The sequence below is a fragment of the Nocardioides sp. GCM10030259 genome (genome assembly GCF_042666375.1).
Lineage (GTDB): Bacteria > Actinomycetota > Actinomycetes > Propionibacteriales > Nocardioidaceae > Nocardioides.
Genome location: NZ_JBHTDF010000002.1, coordinates 87,606 through 105,491, shown reverse-complemented (window position 1 = coordinate 105,491; position 17,886 = coordinate 87,606). Strand labels below are relative to the sequence as shown.

Genomic DNA, 17,886 nt, shown 5'->3' with positions numbered 1-17,886 from the left:
AATACCCGATGGGCACGGGGAGGGATGATGGAGGACGCTGGTGCTGTGACGACAGCGCCTGCGGTGGCACGCACGCGGACCCTCCCGATCTGGGCCCGCGGCCTCCTCGAGCTGGCCCTGATCCTCGGGCTCTGGGTCCTCTACAGCCTCGCCCGCCTGCTCGCCGACACATCGATGAAGCCGGCCCTCGACCGCGCCAACGACCTGTTGCACATCGAGAAGCTGCTCGGCATCGAGTGGGAGGTCCCGCTCAACCAGCTCTTCAGCGACTACCGCGTGATCGGGCTGGTGGGCAGCTACTGGTACGCCACCTTCCACTACATCGTGACCGCCGGTGTCCTCATCTGGCTCTGGCGCCTGGGCACCGACCGCTATGGACCAGCCCGCCGCGCCCTGGTGATCGCGACGCTGGCGGGCCTGGTCGCCTACCTGTTCATGCCGACCGCGCCGCCGCGGTTCATCAGCGGGTACGTCGACGTGCTCAGCCTGCACGCGGCGGACGGGTGGTGGGGCGCCGACGCGTCCGCGCCGCGCGGCGTCGGCGGGCTGACCAACGAGCTCGCGGCGTTCCCCTCCCTGCACGCCGGCTGGGCGCTGTGGGTGGCGCTGGCGCTGCACGTCTACGCGACCCGCAAGTGGGTCCGGGTGCTCGGTTGGGTCTACGCCATCGGCACCGGCATCGTCATCGTCGGCACCGGCAACCACTGGGTCATCGACGCCCTCGTCGGCTGGATGATCGTGCTCCTGGCCTGGGTGGTCGCGATGGCGCTTGGCCGGGTGCCCCTGCGATGGCCCCGACGAACAACAGGTGAACGAGCAGAACCCGGGGGGACGGCGGTCGTTGAGTGAGGCGTGACAACGCCTCTCCTCCCGCGTCGCGCCGTCCTCGCGACCACCGGCGCGATCGGCGCCGTCGCTCTCGCGCCCGGCGCTGACTCCGTCGCTGCGGCTGCGCGCTTCCGCCACGGCGTCGCCTCCGGCGACCCGCTCCCCCGCGCCGTCGTCATCTGGACCCGCGTGACGCCGACGGCGGCCAGCACCCCGGGCTCGGGCCGCGGCCCGACGGTCACCGTGCACTGGGAGGTCGCGACCGACGAACGCTTCCGCCGCGTCGTACGACGTGGGCGCGCCACGACCGGACCCGACCGCGACCACACCGTGAAGGTCGACGTGACCGGGCTGGCGGCGGACACGGCGTACCGCTACCGCTTCCGCCTCGACGGCGAGACCAGCCGCGTCGGCCGCACCCGCACGGCGCCCGCGGTTGACAGCGATCCGGCGAACATCCGCTTCGGGGTCGTGTCGTGCGCCAACCTCCAGGCCGGCTGGTTCAGCGCCTATCGCGGCCTGGCCGCGCGCGACGACCTGCACGCGATCGTGCACCTCGGCGACTACCTCTACGAGTACGGCCCGGGCCAGTACGGCTATGGCGCCAACGACGTCGACATCCGGCCGCACGTGCCGGCCCACGAGATGCTCTCGCTGGCCGACTACCGCCAGCGGCACGCGCAGTACAAGGAGGACGCCGACCTCCAGGACCTGCACGCGAAGTACCCGTGGATCATCACCTGGGACGACCACGAGGTCACCAACGACCAGTGGCGCGACGGCGCCGAGAACCACAACCCCGACCTGGGCGAGGGCGACTACCGGCGCCGCCGAGCCCGGGCGCACCGGGCGTACGACGAGTGGATGCCGGTCCGGATGGACGGCACCGCCCGGCTCGGCGACGGCACACGGCTCTTCCGCCGGTTCCGGTTCGGCCGGCTGCTCGAGCTGAGCATGCTCGACCTGCGCACCTACCGGGACGGCCAGCTCGAGGTCCCCGGTCACCGGGTCGACTCGCCCGACCGCACGATCGCCGGCGCCGAACAGCTGGAGTGGCTCAAGCAGGGCCTGTCGTCGGACGCTGCTCAGTGGAAGGTGATCGGCAACCCGGTGATGATCGCGCCGGTTGAGCTCGGCTCGCTCCCGCACGACCTCGTCGACCCGGTCAACGAGGTCACCGGCCTGCTGCCGCGCGACGGCGTCGCCTACAACGTCGACCAGTGGGACGGCTACACCCACGACCGCCGCCGGGTGCTCGAGCACATCCGGGACCACCAGGTCAGCGACGCGCTCTTCATCACCGGCGACATCCACTCGGGCTGGGCGTGCGAGCTGCCGTACGACGCCTCCACGTACCCACTCGGCGACTCCGCCGGCGTCGAGTTCGTCTGCGCGTCGGTGACCTCCAACAACCTCAAGGACATCACCGGCTCCCCGGCGCGGACGACGAGCGTGGCGGTCGAGAACGTCATCAAGGCCGCCAACCGGCACATCCGCCACCTCGACTTCGACAGCCACGGCTTCTCGGTGCTCGACGTGACCGCGACCCGCGCGCAGATGGACTGGTACGTCATCGGCGACCGCGCCGACCACGCCACCCCGATCACGTGGTCCGTCTCCTACCGGACGCGCACCGGCACCGGCCGGGTCGAGCAGGTCGGGGGGCCGCTGTGACGACCACGCGCCGTACCTTCCTCAAGACCGGCGCCGCGGGCCTGGTCTTCTCATCGGTCCCGGGCGTCGCGCGCGCCGCTGCCGGCACCCGTCGGCGGGCGTACGTCGTCGTCATCGACGGCTGTCGTCACGACGAGCTCGACAGCGGGCTGACGCCGCGGCTGGCGGCGCTGCGCGACGGCGGCCTCCGCTTCCCGCGGGCCCGGTCACTGCCGGTGATGGAGACGATCCCCAACCACGTGATGATGATGACCGGGGTGCGACCGGACCGCAGCGGCGTGCCCGCCAACTCCGTCTACGACCGGGCGCTCGGCGAGGTGCGCGACCTGGACCAGCCGACAGACATCCGCTGCGAGACGCTCATCGAGCGGCTCAACCGGCGCGGCCGCACCACCGGCACCGTGCTGTCGAAGGACTACCTCCACGGCATCTTCGGCGAGCGGGCCACCCACCGCTGGGAGCCGCAGCCCTCGCTGCCCGTCACCGGGCACGCGCCCGACCTGTTCACGATGCAGGCCGCGCTGACGATGCTCGAGGAGCTCGACCCCGACCTGATGTTCGTCAACCTCGGCGACATCGACCGCTTCGGCCACGCCGACCTGTCCGGCACGACGCTGCGGCTGGCGCGCCGCCTCGCACTGGCCGACACCGACGCGCACATCGGCCGGTTCGTCGATGCGCTGCAGGAGCAGGGCAAGTGGGACGACGCCCTGCTGATCGTGCTCGCCGACCACTCGATGGACTGGTCGACGCCCGACAAGGTCGTCAGCCTGGCGAGGGCGCTCGACGCCGACCCGCTGCTGGCCGGGCAGGTGCAGATCGCCGACAACGGCGGCGCCGACCTCCTCTACTGGACCGGCCCGACCGACCAGCACGACGAGGCCGTGGGGCGGATGCTGGCGGTCGCGCGGGCCCAGCCCGGGGTGCTCGAGGCCCACGACCGCCGCGAGCGGTCGCTGCGGCTCGGTCCGGAGGCCGGTGACGTGGTCGTCTACTGCCGTGCCGGCTGGCGGTTCAGCGATCCCTCGCCGCTCACCGACAACCCGATCCCCGGCAACCACGGGCACCCCGCCACCCGGGCGATCCCGTTCTTCCTGGCCGGCGGCCATCCCGTCGTACGCCGTGGCCGGGCGAGCACCCGCATCGCCCGGACCGTCGACGTCGCGCCGACGCTCGCGGCGTACTTCGGCGTCGGCTCCCCGCAAGGCGGCTTCGACGGCCGCAGCCTCCTGTAGTGCGGTTCGACACGCGGTCGGTTGGGCAAATCTTGGCGCGGTCGGGGACAGTAGGGCCCATGCGCTTCCCTCTCGGCCGACGACTCCTGCCGGCGACGTGTGTGCTGCTGGTGGCACTGACGCTCGCCGAGCCCGCCGGCGCGACCGGGAACCCGGACCCCGCGACGTCCGAGCAGGGCGTGCCCGCCGAGTCCACCGACGCCGCCGCGGCCGCACTCGACCAGGTGCAGGAGCTGCTCGCCCCGCAGGCACCGGGCCTGAGCCGCGAGCAGGCGAGCACGGAGCAGGAGGGGCGCGACCTCACGCTGGCGCTGCGCGACCTGCGGCTGCGCATGGACGACCTGTCCGCCGCCGACCGCGCGGCGGCGCGACGCGCGACCCGTCGTCCGGCGGCCAACGCCGCTCAGGACTTCGGCGCGGTGCGGGTGCACTGGAAGTCCACCAACACCGCCATCACCCCGCAGTGGGTGAAGAAGGTCGGCAAGGTCGTCAACCACGTGCTGTCGACGTACGCCGCCGCCGGCTACCGCGCGCCGAAGCCGGACGGCACCGGCGACAAGGTCGGCGGCGGCACCAACCTCTTCGACGTCTACCTCGTCGACTTCGACCAGCCCGGCCTCTACGGCTACTGCGACACCGACGTCGACCCGGCGCCCGCGGGGCCCTACGACGCCCCGGCGTACTGCGCCTTCAACCACACCTTCTCCGAGTTCCCCCGCACCCCCACCGCCAACCTCAAGGTCACCGCGGCGCACGAGCTCTTCCACGCCGTGCAGTTCGCCTACGACTACAACGAGGACGCCTGGTTCATGGAGGCCACGGCGGTCTGGGCCGAGGACGAGGTCTACGACCGGATCAACGACAACCTCCAGTACCTCGACGTCAGCCCGCTGCGCCAGCCCGGGCAGCCGCTGGACCAGTTCGGCGACGCGCTGCGGCAGTACGGCGAGTGGTTCTTCTTCCGCTACCTCAGCGAGCGCTATCCCAAGGCGCAGGGCGGGATGCCCACGATCGTGCGGAAGATGTGGGAGCGCGTCGACGGCGCCGCCGGAGGGCCGGACAGCTACTCCATCAAGGCGGTCGCGCAGGAGCTGAAGAGCCGGGGCACCGACCTGCGGCGCGCGTACGCAAGGTTCGCCGACGCGAACCGGCGGCCGCAGCGCACCTACGAGGAGGGCGCGTCGTACCGACGCTCCCCCGCCCGCGGCATCACGTTCACCCGCGAGAACCACGACACCGGGTGGCAGCAGGCGCGCGTCGACCACCTCGCCAGCAAGACCATCGCCGTGCGACCGACCGCGGAGCTGAGGCTGCACCGGCTCCGCGTCGAGGTCGACCTGCCCCGGAAGAAGCGTGGCTCGGCCGCCGTGCTCACGTGGTACGGCCCCAAGGGCAACGCGCACCGGGAGATGGTCCGCCTGTCCAAGGACGGCGTCGGCACCGCCAAGACCCGCTTCGGCGCGAAGCGGGTCAGCCGCGTCGACCTGACGATGTCGAACGCCAGCATCCGGTCGAAGTGCTGGCAGGGTCAGGTCAACGGCATCGAGTACTCCTGCCGCGGCGTCCCGCGTGACGACCGGATGGAGATGAAGTACCGCATCCGCGCGGTGCGGTAGCTCAGCCCTTCGCGAGCCGGGTCAGCGCCTGGCGCACCACCGCCGGGTCGGTGGTGGTCCACATCGGCGGCAGGCTGGCCTTGAGGAAGCCGCCGTAGCGGGCGGTCGCGAGGCGCGGATCGAGCACGGCGACGACGCCGCGGTCGGTGTGGGTGCGGACCAGGCGGCCGGCGCCCTGGGCGAGCAGCAGCGCGGCGTGGGTGGCCGCGACCTGCATGAAGCCGTTGCCGCCGGCCTGGTCGGCGGCCTTCTGGCGCGCGCTGAGCAGCGGGTCGTCGGGGCGCGGGAACGGGATCCGGTCGATGAGCACCAGCTGGCAGGTGTCGCCGGGTACGTCGAGGCCCTGCCACAGGCTGAGCGTGCCGAAGAGGCAGGTGTAGGGGTCGCCGACGAACTGCGCCGCGAGCTCGGGCAGCTGCGCGTCGCCCTGGGCCAGCGTCGTCAGGTGCGGCAGCCGCTCACGGACGACCTCGGCGGCGGCCTCGGCGGCGCGCCGGCTCGAGAACAGCCCGAGGGTGCGCCCCTCCGCCGCGTCGACCAGCTCGACGATCTCGTCGAGCACGGCCGGCGCCATCCCGTCGCGGCCGGGCGGCGGCAGGTGGCGGGCGACGTACAGGATCGCCTGCTTGCCGTAGTCGAACGGGCTGCCGACGTCGAGGCCACGCCACGGCATCGCGTCGCCGGTGGTGGCCGGGGCCGGCGCTCCTTCGGCGACGCGCTCGCTCGGCTTGAGCCCGACACTGGTCGCCACCGAGGAGAAGTCGCCGCCGAGCATCAGCGTCGCGGAGGTGAAGACCACGGTCTTCTCCGACAGCAGCTTGTCGCGCATCGGGCCCCAGACCTGGAGCGGCGCGACGCACAGCCGCGGCGGCATCCGCTCGGTGCCCTCCGAGAGCCACAGCACGTCGGTGTCGAGGTCGGCGGCCATCCGCTCGGCGGTCGCGAACACCTCTTGCACGGCGCCCTTGGCCTGCTGGCGGCCGGCGTCGCCGTCGTCGTCCTTCTCGGTGCCCTTGGGGTACGCCGAGACGCAGGCTCGCGCCGCGTCGCGGACCAGCACGAGCGCGTCGCCGAGGGCCTGCGGAATCGCGTCGAAGCGACCCGGGCGCGCGTCGGCCATCGCCTGTCGCAGCGCGTCGGCAGCGTCGGCGAGGTCGTCGGCCTGGTCGCCGTCGACGTGCCGCTGGCTGCGCCGGGCGGAGCGCTCGACCTCGGCGGCCCACAGCTCGTCGGTGGCCGCCTGGGTCACCCGCGTGGTGAGCTCGTGGGCCTCGTCGATCACGACGACGTCGTACTCCGGGATCATCGGCACCCCCTCGATCGCGTCGATCGCGAGGAGCGAGTGGTTGGTGACGATGAGGTGGGAGCGCTGCGCCTTCTCCTTCGCGCGCTCGGCGAAGCACTCCTGGCCGAACGGGCACTTGGTCGCGCCCAGGCACTCGCGGTGGTTGACGCTGACCTGGCGCCACTCGCGGTCGGTGTGGCGCGGCGCGTTGTCGCGCTCGCCGCTGCCGCCCTGCTCGGACTCCTCCTCGGCCCAGGTGCGCAGCTCGAGCACCTTCTTGCCGAGCGACCCCTCGGGCAGCACGACGTCGAGCGCGCCCTGGTCGTCGGGCACGCCCTCGCGGATGCGGTGCAGGCAGGCGTAGTTGGAGCGGCCCTTGAGCACGGCGTACGACGTGTCGGCCCCTGAGTCCTTCACGGCCTCGACCAGCCGTGGGAGGTCGCGCTCGACCAGCTGGTGCTGGAGCGCGAGCGTCGCGGTCGCCACCACGACGCGGTCGCGGTGGAGCAGGCTCGGCACCAGGTAGGCCAGCGACTTGCCGGTGCCGGTGCCGGCCTGGACGAGCAGGTGCTCCTCGCTCTCCATGGCCTCGGTGACGGCTTCCGCCATCCGCACCTGGCCCGCGCGCTCGTGACCCCCGAGCGCCGCCACCGCGGTGCTCAGCAGCTGCGTCACCGTGGGGGTCGGGGTCTCTGGCACCCGAGAACCCTAGCCGCGGCCACCCCCGGTTGATGCGCGCCATCCCCAGGCACGGCGTGGCACATGTAACGGGGTGTCGTGGCGTCTTCTGACCCGTTGTGACGGCTAGTCAGATGCCACAACACCCCGTTACAGCCAGGGGGCGGGAGCGGTCAGAACTCGAGGTGCTCCAGGTAGGTGTGGCCGACGGCGGCGGTGGTGAGCGGGGTGACGTCGGGCTCGTCGTTCTCGACGATGTACTCCTCGACGGCGTGGCTGCGGAAGATCCGCTGGAAGTCCACGACGCCCACGCCCAGATCGGCGAACTTGTTGTTCTCCGGGCCGCTCTCGTCACGGTCCTTGGCGTGGTACTGCCGCACCTTCTGCGGGGCCTCGCGGATCACGTCGATCGCGAACTGGTTCGGGTCCGCGGCGCCGACCCCGACGCCACCCGTGTAGGCCCAGAAGAGGTCGACCTCGAGGTGCACCAGGCGCGGGTCGAGGCGGGAGGTGAGCACGTCCCACGGCGTCGTGCCGCCCCCCAGGTCGGTCGTGAACTCGTGGGCGTGGTTGTGGTAGCCGTAGCGCAGGCCGTACCGCTTCGCGACCGCGGCCTCGGCGTTCATCTGGTCCGCCCAGCGCTGCCAGTCCGCGAGGTTCGGCGAGATGAGGTACGGCACCACGGTGTAGCTCTGTCCGAGCGTCACGGCGTTCTCCAGCTTGGTCCGCAGCCCAGCCGCGTCGGAAGCGATGTTGTCGTGGCTGGAGGACGCCCGGATGCCGAGGTCGTCGAGCTTGGTCCGCAGCGCGGCCGCCGACCGGCCGAGCAGCCCCGCCAGCTCGATCCGCTCGTAGCCGTACTGCGCGAGCCGGGTCAGCACCAGGTCGGCGTCGGTGACGCTGCCGGTGGCCCGCCGCAGCGTGTACATCTGGATCGAGATCCGGTCGTGCGGCACCGTACGCCGGCCCTGGCGGTTCTCGCCCTTGCCGTGCGCCACCGCGGGCGAGAGCAGGCCCGCGCCCAGGGTTGCCGCACCCGCGGCGCCGACCGCCGCACCCCGCAGCAGCGAGCGGCGGCTGGCGCCCTTCTGGTCCAGCGAGTCGCGCAGCGCGCGCTCGCCGTCAAAGCCGAAACACATGACGATCCTCCCGAGTTGACTGCCAGCTGTTGAGACCTATTCAGTTGTGGCGAACGCGGCGTCGAACGCCGCCGTCGGTGCGTCGAACGCCAGTCGGCGCACGAACTCCAGGGCCTCCGGGGCACCGACCAGGCGGTCCATGCCCGCGTCCTCCCACTCGATCGAGATCGGGCCGTCGTACCTGATGGTGTTGAGCATCCGGAAGCACTGCTCCCACGGGACGTCGCCGTGGCCGGTGGAGACGAAGTCCCAGCCGCGCCGCGGGTCGGCCCACGGCAGGTGCGAGCCGAGGCGGCCGTTGCGGCCGTTGCCGACCTGGCGCTTCGCGTCCTTGCAGTCGACGTGGTAGATCCGGTCCTTGAAGTCCCACAGGAAGCCGACCGGGTCGAGGTCCTGCCACACGAAGTGCGACGGGTCCCAGTTGAGCCCGAACGCCTCGCGATGGCCGATCGCCTCCATCGCCGCGACCGTCGTCCAGTAGTCGTAGGCGATCTCGGAGGGGTGCACCTCGTGGGCGAACCGGACGCCGCACTCGTCGAAGACGTCGAGGATCGGGTTCCACCGGTCGGCGAAGTCGCGGTAGCCCGCGGCCACCATCTCCTCCGAGGCCGGCGGGAACATCGCGACGTACTTCCAGATCGAGGAGCCGGTGAATCCGACGACGGTCTGTACGCCGAGCCGCTGCGCGGTGCGCGCGGTCATCTTCATCTCCTCGGCCGCCCGCTGCCGGACGCCCTCGGGGTCGCCGTCACCCCAGACCCGGGCCGACAGGATCGCCTCGTGGCGCGCGTCGATCGGGTCGTCGCAGACGGCCTGGCCCTTGAGGTGGTTGGAGATCGCGTAGACCTTCAGGCCGTACTTCTCCAGCAGGTCGAGCTTGCCCTGGACGTAGCCGTCGTCCTCGGCGCCCTGCCACGGGTCGAGGTGGTCGCCCCAGCACGCGATCTCGAGCCCGTCGTACCCCCACTCCGAGGCGAGCTTGCACATCTCCTCGAACGGCAGGTCCGCCCACTGCCCGGTGAACAGCGTGATCGGTCGCGGCATCTCAGCTTCCTTCCAGGCTCTGCCAGCTCCGGGTGTCGGAGCTGGTCTCGACGGCGTCCAGCACCCGCTGGACCTGCAGGCCGTCGGCGAACGTCGGGGACGGGTCGGTCCCGTCGGCGATCGCCTGCACGAGGTCGACGACCTGGTGGGTGAAGCCGTGCTCGTAGCCGAGCCCGTGCCCGGGCGGCCACCACGCGGCGACGTACGGGTGGTCCGCCTCGGTGGCGAGGATCCGCCGGAAGCCGGCGGTCTCGGCCGGCTCGGACGCGTCGAAGAACTCCAGGACGTTCATGTCCTCGAAGTCGAACGCGATGCTGCCGGCGGAGCCGTTGACCTCGATGCGGATCGCGTTCTTCCGGCCGTTGGCGAAGCGGGTCGCCTCGAAGACGCCCATGGCGCCGCTCGAGAACGACGCGAGGAACGACGCCGCGTCGTCGACGGTCACCGGTCCGCGCTCGGCAGAGGTGCCCCCACCGCCGAGGCTTCCGGCGGTCGAGACCGCGGCGTACGGGCGCTCCTTGACGAAGGTCTCGAGGCGTCCGGTGAGCTCGACGATGCGGTCGCCGGTGACGTACTGGGTGAGGTCGACGATGTGGGCGCCGATGTCGCCGAGCGCGCCGGAGCCGGCCTTCGCCTTGTCGAGCCGCCACGACAGCGGCGCCTCGGGGTCGGAGATCCAGTCCTGGAGATACTGCGCGCGCACGTGCCGGATCTCCCCGATCCGGCCCTCCGCGATCAGCTGGCGGGCCAGCCCGATCGCCGGGACGCGACGGTAGGTGAACCCGACCATCGCGAGCACGCCGTCGCCGCGGGCCTTGTCGGCCGCGGCGGTCATCGCCTCGGCCTCGGCGACGGTGTTGGCCAGCGGCTTCTCGCACAGCACGTGCTTGCCGGCCTCGAGCGCCGCGATGGCGATCTCGGCGTGGGTGTCGCCGGGCGTGCAGATGTCGATGACGTCGATGTCGTCGCGATTGACGACGTCGCGCCAGTCCGCGGAGCTCTCGGCCCAGCCGAGGCGCTCGGCGGCCTCGGCCGCGCGGCCGGCGTCGTGGCCGACGAGCACGGCCATGTCGGGACGGAGCGGGAGGGGGAAGAAGTGGGGCGCGGTGCGCCAGGCCTGCGAGTGGGCGTTGCCCATGAACGCGTGCCCGATCATCGCGACGCGCAGGGGCTTGCGCGGGTCAGTCATGCGGATTCTCCCGTGTGGGGGTGCGTGCCCGCCCCCGGGACGGAGCTCCCGAGGAGAGCCGGGGGCGGGCACGGATCGGTCAGGACTCGAAGCAGAGGTCCCTGTAGTCGTCGACGTTGTCGGCGTTCACGACCGGCGCGTTGAGCACGATGCGCTTGGGCACCTCGACCTGGACCAGGTCGGACATGCCCTTGTCCTGCGCGATCAGGCGGGCCAGCTTGATGCCGTCGGCAGCCTGGGTCGGCGGGTAGATGACGGTGGCCTCCATCTCGCCGTCCTCGATCCAGTCCATCGCGTTGCACGAGCCGGCGCCGCCGATGAAGAAGAACTCGTCGCGGTCGGCGTTGTCGAAGGCCGCCTTCACGCCGACGCCCTGGTCGTCGTCGTGGTTCCAGATGATGTCGATCTGGTCCTCGGCCTGGAGCAGGTTCCCAGCCACCTCCTCGCCGGACTCGACGGTGAACTCCGCGGCCACCCGACGGTCGACGGTCTGGTCGCAGGACTCGAGCGCGTCCTTGAAGCCGTCGGAGCGGTCCTGGGTGAGCGGCAGGGCGTCGATGCCGGCGATCTCGGCGATGACCGGGTTGGCGATGTCGTTGTCCTCGATCAGCTGGCACGCATAGGTACCGGCGGAGACACCCATGCCGTAGTTGTCGCCGAGGACGGTGGCGCGCGCCGCGAACGGCGAGGAGAACTCGCGGTCGACGTTGACGACCGGGATGCCGGCGTCCATCGCCTGGATGGCGACCTCGGTCAGCGCCGCACCGTCGGAGGGCAGCAGCACGATCGCGTCGACCTCGTCGTTGATGAACGTCTCGACGGTGGCGATCTGCGCGTTGACGTCGTTGGTGCCCTCCGCGAACTGCAGGTCGATGTCCTCGTACTCGTCAGCAGCCTCCTGGGCGCTGCTGTTGATCGCGGCCAGCCAGCCGTGGTCGGCGGCCGGACCCGAGAAGCCGATCGTCACGGTGTCGCCGGTGTCGTCGTTGGAGCTCGCCGCGTTGGCGTTGCTGTCGCCGTCGTCACCGGAAGGCTCCGGGTCGTTGCTCGTGCACGCGGTCAGCACGAGACAGGTGGCCGCCGCTGCGGCGACGCCGGCGAACACGCGCCGGCGACGCGGAAGGGGTCGTGCGGACATTGGTTCTCCTCGGGTTGTGTCGTCCAGGTCGTCCCGGGACGTCTAGGTGGTGGTGGTGCGGTTCGCCAGACGCTGCTGGAGGAGCACGGCGACGACGATGATCACGCCCTTGGCTACCGCCTGCGCCGAGCTCGAGAGGTTGTTCTGGATGAAGACGTTGTTGAGCGTCGCGAAGATGAGCACCCCGAAGACGGTGCCGACGATGGTCCCGCGCCCGCCGGTGAGCAGGGTGCCGCCGATGACGACGGCCGCGATCGCGTCGAGCTCCCACAGGCCGCCGTGCGTCGAGGAACCGGTGGTCGTTCGGGCGGTGATCATCAGCGCGGCGATGCCACAGCAGAGGCCGACCACGACGTACAGCATCACGGTGTGCCACTTCACGTTGATGCCGGCCAGGCGCGCGGCCTCGGGGTTGCCTCCGACGGCGATGGTGCGCCGACCGAACGTCGTGCGGTTGAGAACGACCCAGCCGATCACGGAGACCACGGCGAAGATCCAGATCAGGACCGGGATCCCGAGGAAGTCGCCACGGAAGAAGTCGTTGAACTCGTCGACGCGGACGAGCTGCGTGCGCCGGTTGGCGATGATCTCGGCGAGGCCGCGAGCGCTGGCGAACATCGCGAGCGTGGCGATGAACGGGACCACGGGTCCGTAGGCGACCAGAAGCCCGTTGACCAGCCCGCAGCCGAGTGCCACCGCCACGGCGGTGAAGATCATCAGGGTCCAGTGGGTGTCCTCGGCCATCTGCTGGGTGGCGAGCGTCGTGCACCAGACCGAGGCCAGTGCGGCGATCGCGCCGACCGACAGGTCGATCCCGCCACCGATGATCACGAATGTCATCCCGATGCTGACGACGCCGATCACCGACGCGAAGCGCAGGATGGTCAGCCCGTTGTCGAGGCTCGCGAAGTTGTCCCCAGCGGTGATGACGCCGACGACACAGATCAGCAGCAGCGCGACGACCAGCCCCGCATTGCGGCCGACGCTGGTGCCCATCACGGCTCGGACCGGGTTCGACTCCTTGCTCGCCTCGAGCGCGGCCTTCTCGACGCGCACGCTGTCCTGGCTCATGCGGGAACCTTTCCTTCCATGACGAGATCGAGGACTCCAGCCTCGTCGAGCTCGGTGGCGTGGGACTCGTGGACGACGACGCCCTCGCGGACGACGAGGACCCGGTCGGCGAGACCCAGCACCTCCTCGATCTCGCTCGAGACCACGACGACGGCGACGCCGCGGTCGGCCAGCGAGCGGACCAGCTGGTAGAGCTCCGACCGGGCGCCCACGTCGACCCCCCGCGTGGGCTCGTCGAGCAGCAGCACCCGGCACTCGCGCAGCAGCCAGCGGGCGAGCACGACCTTCTGCTGGTTGCCGCCGGAGAGGGTGCGCACGGCGCGGGTCACGCCCGCGGGACGTACGTCGAGGCTCGTGGTCAGTGCCTCGGATCGGCGCCGCTCCTCGCGGCGGTCGAGGAATCCGAGGCGGGCGAACCGGCCCATCGAAGACATGGTGATGTTGCGGAAGACGGCCTCGTCGAGGAAGAGGCCCTGGCTCTTGCGCTCCTCGGGTGCGAGGCCGATGCCGGCGCGGACCGACGCGACGACCGAGCCGCGGCGCAGCCTCTTGCCGTCCACGGTGACCGTGCCGGCCGAGGCGCGGCGGGCGCCGTACAGGGTCTCGAGGATCTCCGACCGGCCGGCCCCGACGAGGCCGGCCAGCCCGACGATCTCGCCGGCGTGCACGGTGAGGTCGACATCCGTGAACACGCCGGCGAGGCTGAGGTCCCGCACCTCCAGCACCGGCTCGCCGCGGTCGCGGGGAGTTGCGGAGCGGGGCGGGAAGACGTACTCGATCGACCGTCCGGTCATCAGCTTGATCAGGTCGGCCGTCGGGGTGTCGGCGACGGCGAGGCCGGTGCCGACGGTGCGGCCGTCCTTGAGCACGGTGATCCGGTCTCCGATCTCGCGGATCTCCTCGAGCCGGTGGGAGATGTAGACGATCGCGACTCCCTCCCTCGTGAGGTCCCGGATCACCCGGAACAGGTTCTTGACCTCCTCCTGGTCGAGCACGGCGGACGGCTCGTCGAGCACGAGCAGGCGGGTGTCGTGGGACAGGGCGCGGGCCATGCTGACGATCTGCTGGGAGGCGGGCGACAGGTCGCCGACGATCCGGGTCGGCGAGATCTCGGAGTGACCGAGCCGGGCGAGCAGGTCGCGGACCTGCCCGCGGGTCTGGCCACGCTGGCTGAACCCCGCCCGGGAGATCTCGTGGCCGAGGAAGACGTTCTCGGTCACGTCGAGGTGCGGCACCAGGTCGAGCTCCTGGTAGATCGTCGCGACGCCGTGCTCGATCGCCTTGGCCGGCGTGGAGAACGACGTCTCCTCGCCGTCCCACACGATGGTGCCGCCGTCGGGCTGGTGGAAGCCGGAGAGCACCTTGATCAGCGTCGACTTGCCCGCGCCGTTCTGGCCGAGCAGGCAGTGCACCTCGCCCGGTCGCACGTCGAGGTCGACGCCGTCGAGCGCGCGTACGCCGGGGAACTCCTTGACGATCCCGGTCATCTGCAGCAGCGGCTGGTCGGTCATCTGCTCCTCCGCGCGTCCCACGCGCCTGTGACCGCGGTCACTGGCGGCCGCGATGCCGCACAAACTAGGACGCGGATTCGGGGAACCGCAAGGGTTTGGCGAAAGAAAGTCCAGAACTGGGCAAACTTTTGACAGTTACCTGCGAAAGTCCCCTTCGGGAACGGACTAGGACGCGTAGACGGACGAGCTGATCAGCCGGGCGGTGCCGACCACACCACCCTCGTCGCCGAGCTCGCTCAGCACGATGGGCAGGTTGCCGGTGGCGAGCGGGAGCGAGCGGCGGTACGTGACGCCCCGGATCTCCGCGAGCAGGGCGTGCCCGAGCCCGGTGACGCGGCCGCCGATCACGATCATGCCGGGGTTGAAGAACGAGACCAGGCTCGCGAGCACCTGCCCGATGTGCCGGCCGCTGTCCCGGATCAGCTGCACCGCCTGGGCGTCCCCCTCGGCGACGGCCCGGCCGACGTCGGCGGCCGTCAGCTCGCCGTTCGCCTCCAGCACCGCCGCGAGCACCGGCGAGCGCCCGCTGCGGGCGGCGGCCATGGCGTCCCGGGCCAGCGCGGCGCCGCCGGAGAACGCCTCGAGGCAGCCGGTGTTGCCGCAGGCGCAGGTCGGGCCGAAGTCGTCGACCCGGATGTGCCCGATGTCGCCGGCACACCCGTTGACGCCGCGGTAGAGCTCGCCGTCGAGGACGATGCCGCAGCCGATGCCGGTGCCGATCTTCACGTACAGGAAGTCGCGGGCGCCCTTGGCCACCCCGGCGTGCTGCTCGCCGAGGGCCAGCACGTTCACGTCGTTGTCGAGCAGCGCGGGGCAGCCGAGTTCACGGGACACGGCGTCGCGCACCGGGTAGCCGTCCCAGCCGGGCATGATCGGCGGCGAGACGGAGACGCCGCGGTTGAAGTCGACGGGGCCGGGTACGCCGATGCCGGCGCCCATCGGCTTGTCCACGCCGACCTCGTCGAGCACCTTCCGCACCAGCTCGAGCGCCACCGCGAGGACGACCTCGGGACCCTGCCTGATGTCGCACGCCTCATGACGCGTGGAGAGCACCGCCAGGCGCCCGTCGGTGACGCCCACGGACATGCCGGTCGCACCGATCGAGATGCCCACGAAGCGGATGTCGGAGGCGAGGTCGACCAGCGTCGACCGTCGTCCGCCCCGGGATGCGGCCGGCCCGGCCTCCTGGGCCAGCCCGAGCTCGACGAGCCGCCCGACCTCGGCGGCCACGGTGGTGCGGGACACCTGGAGCCGGTCCGCGAGCTGGGCCTTCGACAGCGGCCCCTCGTCGCGGAGCTGGGCGAGGATCCGGGCCTGCATCGGGGACTCGGCCCGGCCCGCGAGGGAATGACGCACGACAGGGAGTGTCGCACGCGGGCGGCCGCCTCAGGAGAGACCGAGCTCCACGAGCTCCCCGGCGACGTAGTCGCCGAACGCGTCGTGGCCCGCCGGCGTCAGGTGCAGCCGGTCGGGCAGGTAGGGCAGTCGCAGGCCGGTGGTTCGCACGTACGCCACGTCGTACTCCCCGGAGAGTCTGGCCAGCAGCGCGTCGACGCGCGGGACCGCGCGGGACCGCGACGGTGCGCTGGCCGGTCCCACGACGACGACCTGCTGCCCGCGCAGCTCGCGCATCAGCGCCCGGAAGCCGGCCCGGATGGCGGCGTCGGGCTGGTCGTAGTCGTTGAGCCCGCCCTCGACGACGACGAGGTCGGCCCCGCCACGCAGGGCGCGCGACGCGCGCTCGCCGAAGGAGACCGCAACGCCGCAGCCGCTCGCGCGGGCGCTGAAGCCCGAGCCGGAGAACCCGGCCACGTGCACGGTCCCCGAGAGGCGGGCGGGCCACGAACCGCCCGACCGCTCGAGGCCCAGCCCCGCCGACCAGGAGTCGCCGATCACGACCACGCGCTGTCCGCTGCCGGAGACGGCGGCGGCCCGGGCGCGGGAGTCGGCGGCGAAGCGCTCGCAGCGGGAGGGGTCGCTACCGGTGGCGCGGACGCCGACGAGCACGGTCAGGGCGGCCGCGAGGGCGACCGCCAGCACCATGCCGACCAGCACCGGTCGGCGTACCGACAGCGCCATGCCCGCCCTCCCAAGACCGCACCCGACTAGACCACTGACAAGCGTCGAGGACAGGACGGTGCCGGCGTGGCGGAATGACGCAGAAACCGGCCCGCCGCTACCGAATCGTGATCTTGGCCGACCTCAGGCGGGTGTCCGGGCAGCGGCGACGAGCGGCGACGTACGACGCAGGACGGCCGCCAGCACGGCGGTGACGGCGAGCAGGACGGTGGCCATCCCGACGACGCCCGCCCAGCCGGCGCCGCTCCAGGCCGGGCCGGCGACGCTGCCGAATACGGACGAGCCGAGGTAGTAGGCGAAGAGGTAGAGCGACGCCGCCTGCGCCGCCGAGACGCCACCGGCGTGGGCCCGGGCCGGCACCCAGCCGCTCGCGACGCCGTGCACCACGAAGAAGCCGGCGACCAGCAGGCCCAGGCCGGTGACGACCATCGCCAGCGAGTGGGCGAGGGTGAGCAGCAGCCCGGCCAGTGCCAGCAGGCAGCCGGTCGGCAGCACCGCACGCCGCCCGACGCGGTCGGCGATCCGGCCCGACACCGTCGAGCTGACCGTGCCGATCGGGTAGACGAGGAAGACCAGGCTCGCGGCGCCCAGCCCGAGGTGGAAGGGCGCGGCCTCGAGCCGGAAGCCGAGCGTGTTGAAGACCGCCACGAGCATGCCGACCGAGCAGCCGCCGATCCCGTAGAGCGCCAGCAGCACCGGGTCCGAGACCGCGCGCACCGTCCGCCGGACGACCAGGCGGAGGCCGGGCGGCGAGGGCACGAAGCGCGCCGACGGCGGGAGCAGCACCCGCACCGCGAGCGCGCACGCCGCCGCCAGGACTCCCGTGGCCACGAGCGCCCAGCGCCAGCCGGCCAGCTCCCCCACCCCACCGGTGAGCAGGCGACCGGCCATGCCGCCCAGCGCCGTACCGCCGATGTAGAGGCCGGCGGCGCGGGCGTGGGCCGAGCCGTGCAGCTCCTCGCGGAGGTACGCCGTCGCCACGGCCGGCAGCCCGGCCAGGGCGACGCCCTCGAGGAAGCGCAGCACGAGCACGCTCTCCCAGGTCGGCGCGACGGCGGTGGCGAGGGCGATCACGGCCGACGCGACGAGCGAGCCATGGATCAGCCGCGTGCGGCCGATCAGCTCGGAGGCGGGGCCGGCCACGAGCAGCGCGAGCCCGAGGCCGAGCGTCGTCAGCGACAGCGTCAGGGTGCTGGCCGAGGTGGAGACGCCGAAGTCGCCCGCGAGCTCGGGCAGCAGTGCCTGCGTGCTGTACAGCAACGCGAACGTCGCCAGGCCCGCGACGAACAGGGCGCCGACGACCCTGCGGTAGTCGACGCTGCCCGGAAGGTGTCCCTCGGTCTCCACGCGGTCGACCCTGCCGCCTCTGGCCTCATACATCCAATGTGTTGACTGGCTG

The 17,886-nt window shown here is 71.9% G+C and carries 14 protein-coding genes; 4 read left to right on the top strand and 10 right to left on the bottom strand.

Annotation, left to right across the window (positions count from 1 at the left end; all coding sequences use genetic code 11):
• Nucleotides 1–45 precede the first annotated feature (45 nt).
• Genes ACFQQI_RS00815 through ACFQQI_RS00800 form a run of 4 tightly spaced genes read left to right on the top strand, consistent with a single transcriptional unit; the run spans nucleotide 46 to nucleotide 5,353 of the window.
• Nucleotides 46–849 (top strand): phosphatase PAP2 family protein, encoded by an 804-nt coding sequence (locus ACFQQI_RS00815; RefSeq protein ID WP_378556473.1) that lies wholly within the window; start codon nucleotides 46–48, stop codon nucleotides 847–849.
• A 3-nt stretch (nucleotides 850–852) separates the two neighbouring features.
• Nucleotides 853–2,502, top strand: a complete 1,650-nt coding sequence (locus ACFQQI_RS00810; RefSeq protein WP_378556470.1) for an alkaline phosphatase D family protein — start codon at nucleotides 853–855, stop codon at nucleotides 2,500–2,502.
• On the top strand, nucleotides 2,499–3,737 hold the full coding sequence (locus ACFQQI_RS00805; protein WP_378556467.1) for an alkaline phosphatase family protein: 1,239 nt from the start codon (nucleotides 2,499–2,501) through the stop codon (nucleotides 3,735–3,737). The genes ACFQQI_RS00810 and ACFQQI_RS00805 overlap by 4 nt, the downstream gene beginning before the upstream one ends.
• Before the next feature lie 59 nt (nucleotides 3,738–3,796).
• The gene (locus tag ACFQQI_RS00800; protein WP_378556464.1) at nucleotides 3,797–5,353 is read left to right on the top strand and encodes an MXAN_6640 family putative metalloprotease; all 1,557 of its coding nucleotides are present in this window, start codon (nucleotides 3,797–3,799) and stop codon (nucleotides 5,351–5,353) included.
• Nucleotide 5,354: 1 nt separating this feature from the next.
• Here ACFQQI_RS00800 and ACFQQI_RS00795 read toward each other — a convergent pair whose 3' ends face one another.
• From ACFQQI_RS00795 to ACFQQI_RS00750, 10 genes are all read right to left on the bottom strand, one after another.
• Nucleotides 5,355–7,247, bottom strand: coding sequence for an ATP-dependent DNA helicase (locus ACFQQI_RS00795; RefSeq protein ID WP_378557480.1), 1,893 nt, complete (start codon nucleotides 7,245–7,247; stop codon nucleotides 5,355–5,357).
• 242 nt (nucleotides 7,248–7,489) lie between these two features.
• Nucleotides 7,490–8,455: a sugar phosphate isomerase/epimerase family protein gene (locus ACFQQI_RS00790; protein WP_378556461.1), complete on the bottom strand. Its 966-nt coding sequence runs from the start codon at nucleotides 8,453–8,455 to the stop codon at nucleotides 7,490–7,492.
• Between the two features lie 36 nt (nucleotides 8,456–8,491).
• On the bottom strand, nucleotides 8,492–9,499 hold the full coding sequence (locus ACFQQI_RS00785) for a sugar phosphate isomerase/epimerase family protein (RefSeq protein ID WP_378556458.1): 1,008 nt from the start codon (nucleotides 9,497–9,499) through the stop codon (nucleotides 8,492–8,494).
• Between the two features lies 1 nt (nucleotide 9,500).
• Complete coding sequence (locus ACFQQI_RS00780; protein WP_378556455.1) at nucleotides 9,501–10,688, bottom strand: Gfo/Idh/MocA family protein; 1,188 nt, start codon at nucleotides 10,686–10,688, stop codon at nucleotides 9,501–9,503.
• Nucleotides 10,689–10,767: 79 nt separating this feature from the next.
• Nucleotides 10,768–11,826, bottom strand: coding sequence for a substrate-binding domain-containing protein (locus ACFQQI_RS00775; RefSeq protein WP_378556452.1), 1,059 nt, complete (start codon nucleotides 11,824–11,826; stop codon nucleotides 10,768–10,770).
• 42 nt (nucleotides 11,827–11,868) lie between these two features.
• On the bottom strand, nucleotides 11,869–12,897 hold the full coding sequence (locus ACFQQI_RS00770; RefSeq protein ID WP_378556449.1) for an ABC transporter permease: 1,029 nt from the start codon (nucleotides 12,895–12,897) through the stop codon (nucleotides 11,869–11,871).
• On the bottom strand, nucleotides 12,894–14,408 hold the full coding sequence (locus tag ACFQQI_RS00765) for a sugar ABC transporter ATP-binding protein (protein WP_378556446.1): 1,515 nt from the start codon (nucleotides 14,406–14,408) through the stop codon (nucleotides 12,894–12,896). The genes ACFQQI_RS00770 and ACFQQI_RS00765 overlap by 4 nt, the downstream gene beginning before the upstream one ends.
• A gap of 165 nt (nucleotides 14,409–14,573) precedes the next feature.
• The gene (locus ACFQQI_RS00760) at nucleotides 14,574–15,764 is read right to left on the bottom strand and encodes an ROK family transcriptional regulator (RefSeq protein ID WP_378556443.1); all 1,191 of its coding nucleotides are present in this window, start codon (nucleotides 15,762–15,764) and stop codon (nucleotides 14,574–14,576) included.
• A gap of 30 nt (nucleotides 15,765–15,794) precedes the next feature.
• Nucleotides 15,795–16,487 carry an SGNH/GDSL hydrolase family protein gene (locus ACFQQI_RS00755; protein WP_378556439.1) on the bottom strand — a complete coding sequence of 231 codons (693 nt, stop codon included), beginning with the start codon at nucleotides 16,485–16,487 and terminating at the stop codon, nucleotides 15,795–15,797.
• A gap of 123 nt (nucleotides 16,488–16,610) precedes the next feature.
• The gene (locus ACFQQI_RS00750; protein WP_378556436.1) at nucleotides 16,611–17,834 is read right to left on the bottom strand and encodes an MFS transporter; all 1,224 of its coding nucleotides are present in this window, start codon (nucleotides 17,832–17,834) and stop codon (nucleotides 16,611–16,613) included.
• Between the last annotated feature and the right edge of the window lie 52 nt (nucleotides 17,835–17,886).

Coding starts and splice junctions, on each gene's coding strand:
- ACFQQI_RS00800 (WP_378556464.1), top strand. CDS start 3,797: ATGCGCTTCCCTCTCGGCCGACGACTCCTGCCGGCGACGTGTGTGCTG.
- ACFQQI_RS00795 (WP_378557480.1), bottom strand. CDS start 7,247: ATGGCGGAAGCCGTCACCGAGGCCATGGAGAGCGAGGAGCACCTGCTC.
- ACFQQI_RS00790 (WP_378556461.1), bottom strand. CDS start 8,455: ATGTGTTTCGGCTTTGACGGCGAGCGCGCGCTGCGCGACTCGCTGGAC.
- ACFQQI_RS00785 (WP_378556458.1), bottom strand. CDS start 9,499: ATGCCGCGACCGATCACGCTGTTCACCGGGCAGTGGGCGGACCTGCCG.
- ACFQQI_RS00780 (WP_378556455.1), bottom strand. CDS start 10,688: ATGACTGACCCGCGCAAGCCCCTGCGCGTCGCGATGATCGGGCACGCG.
- ACFQQI_RS00775 (WP_378556452.1), bottom strand. CDS start 11,826: ATGTCCGCACGACCCCTTCCGCGTCGCCGGCGCGTGTTCGCCGGCGTC.
- ACFQQI_RS00770 (WP_378556449.1), bottom strand. CDS start 12,897: ATGAGCCAGGACAGCGTGCGCGTCGAGAAGGCCGCGCTCGAGGCGAGC.
- ACFQQI_RS00765 (WP_378556446.1), bottom strand. CDS start 14,408: ATGACCGACCAGCCGCTGCTGCAGATGACCGGGATCGTCAAGGAGTTC.
- ACFQQI_RS00755 (WP_378556439.1), bottom strand. CDS start 16,487: ATGGCGCTGTCGGTACGCCGACCGGTGCTGGTCGGCATGGTGCTGGCG.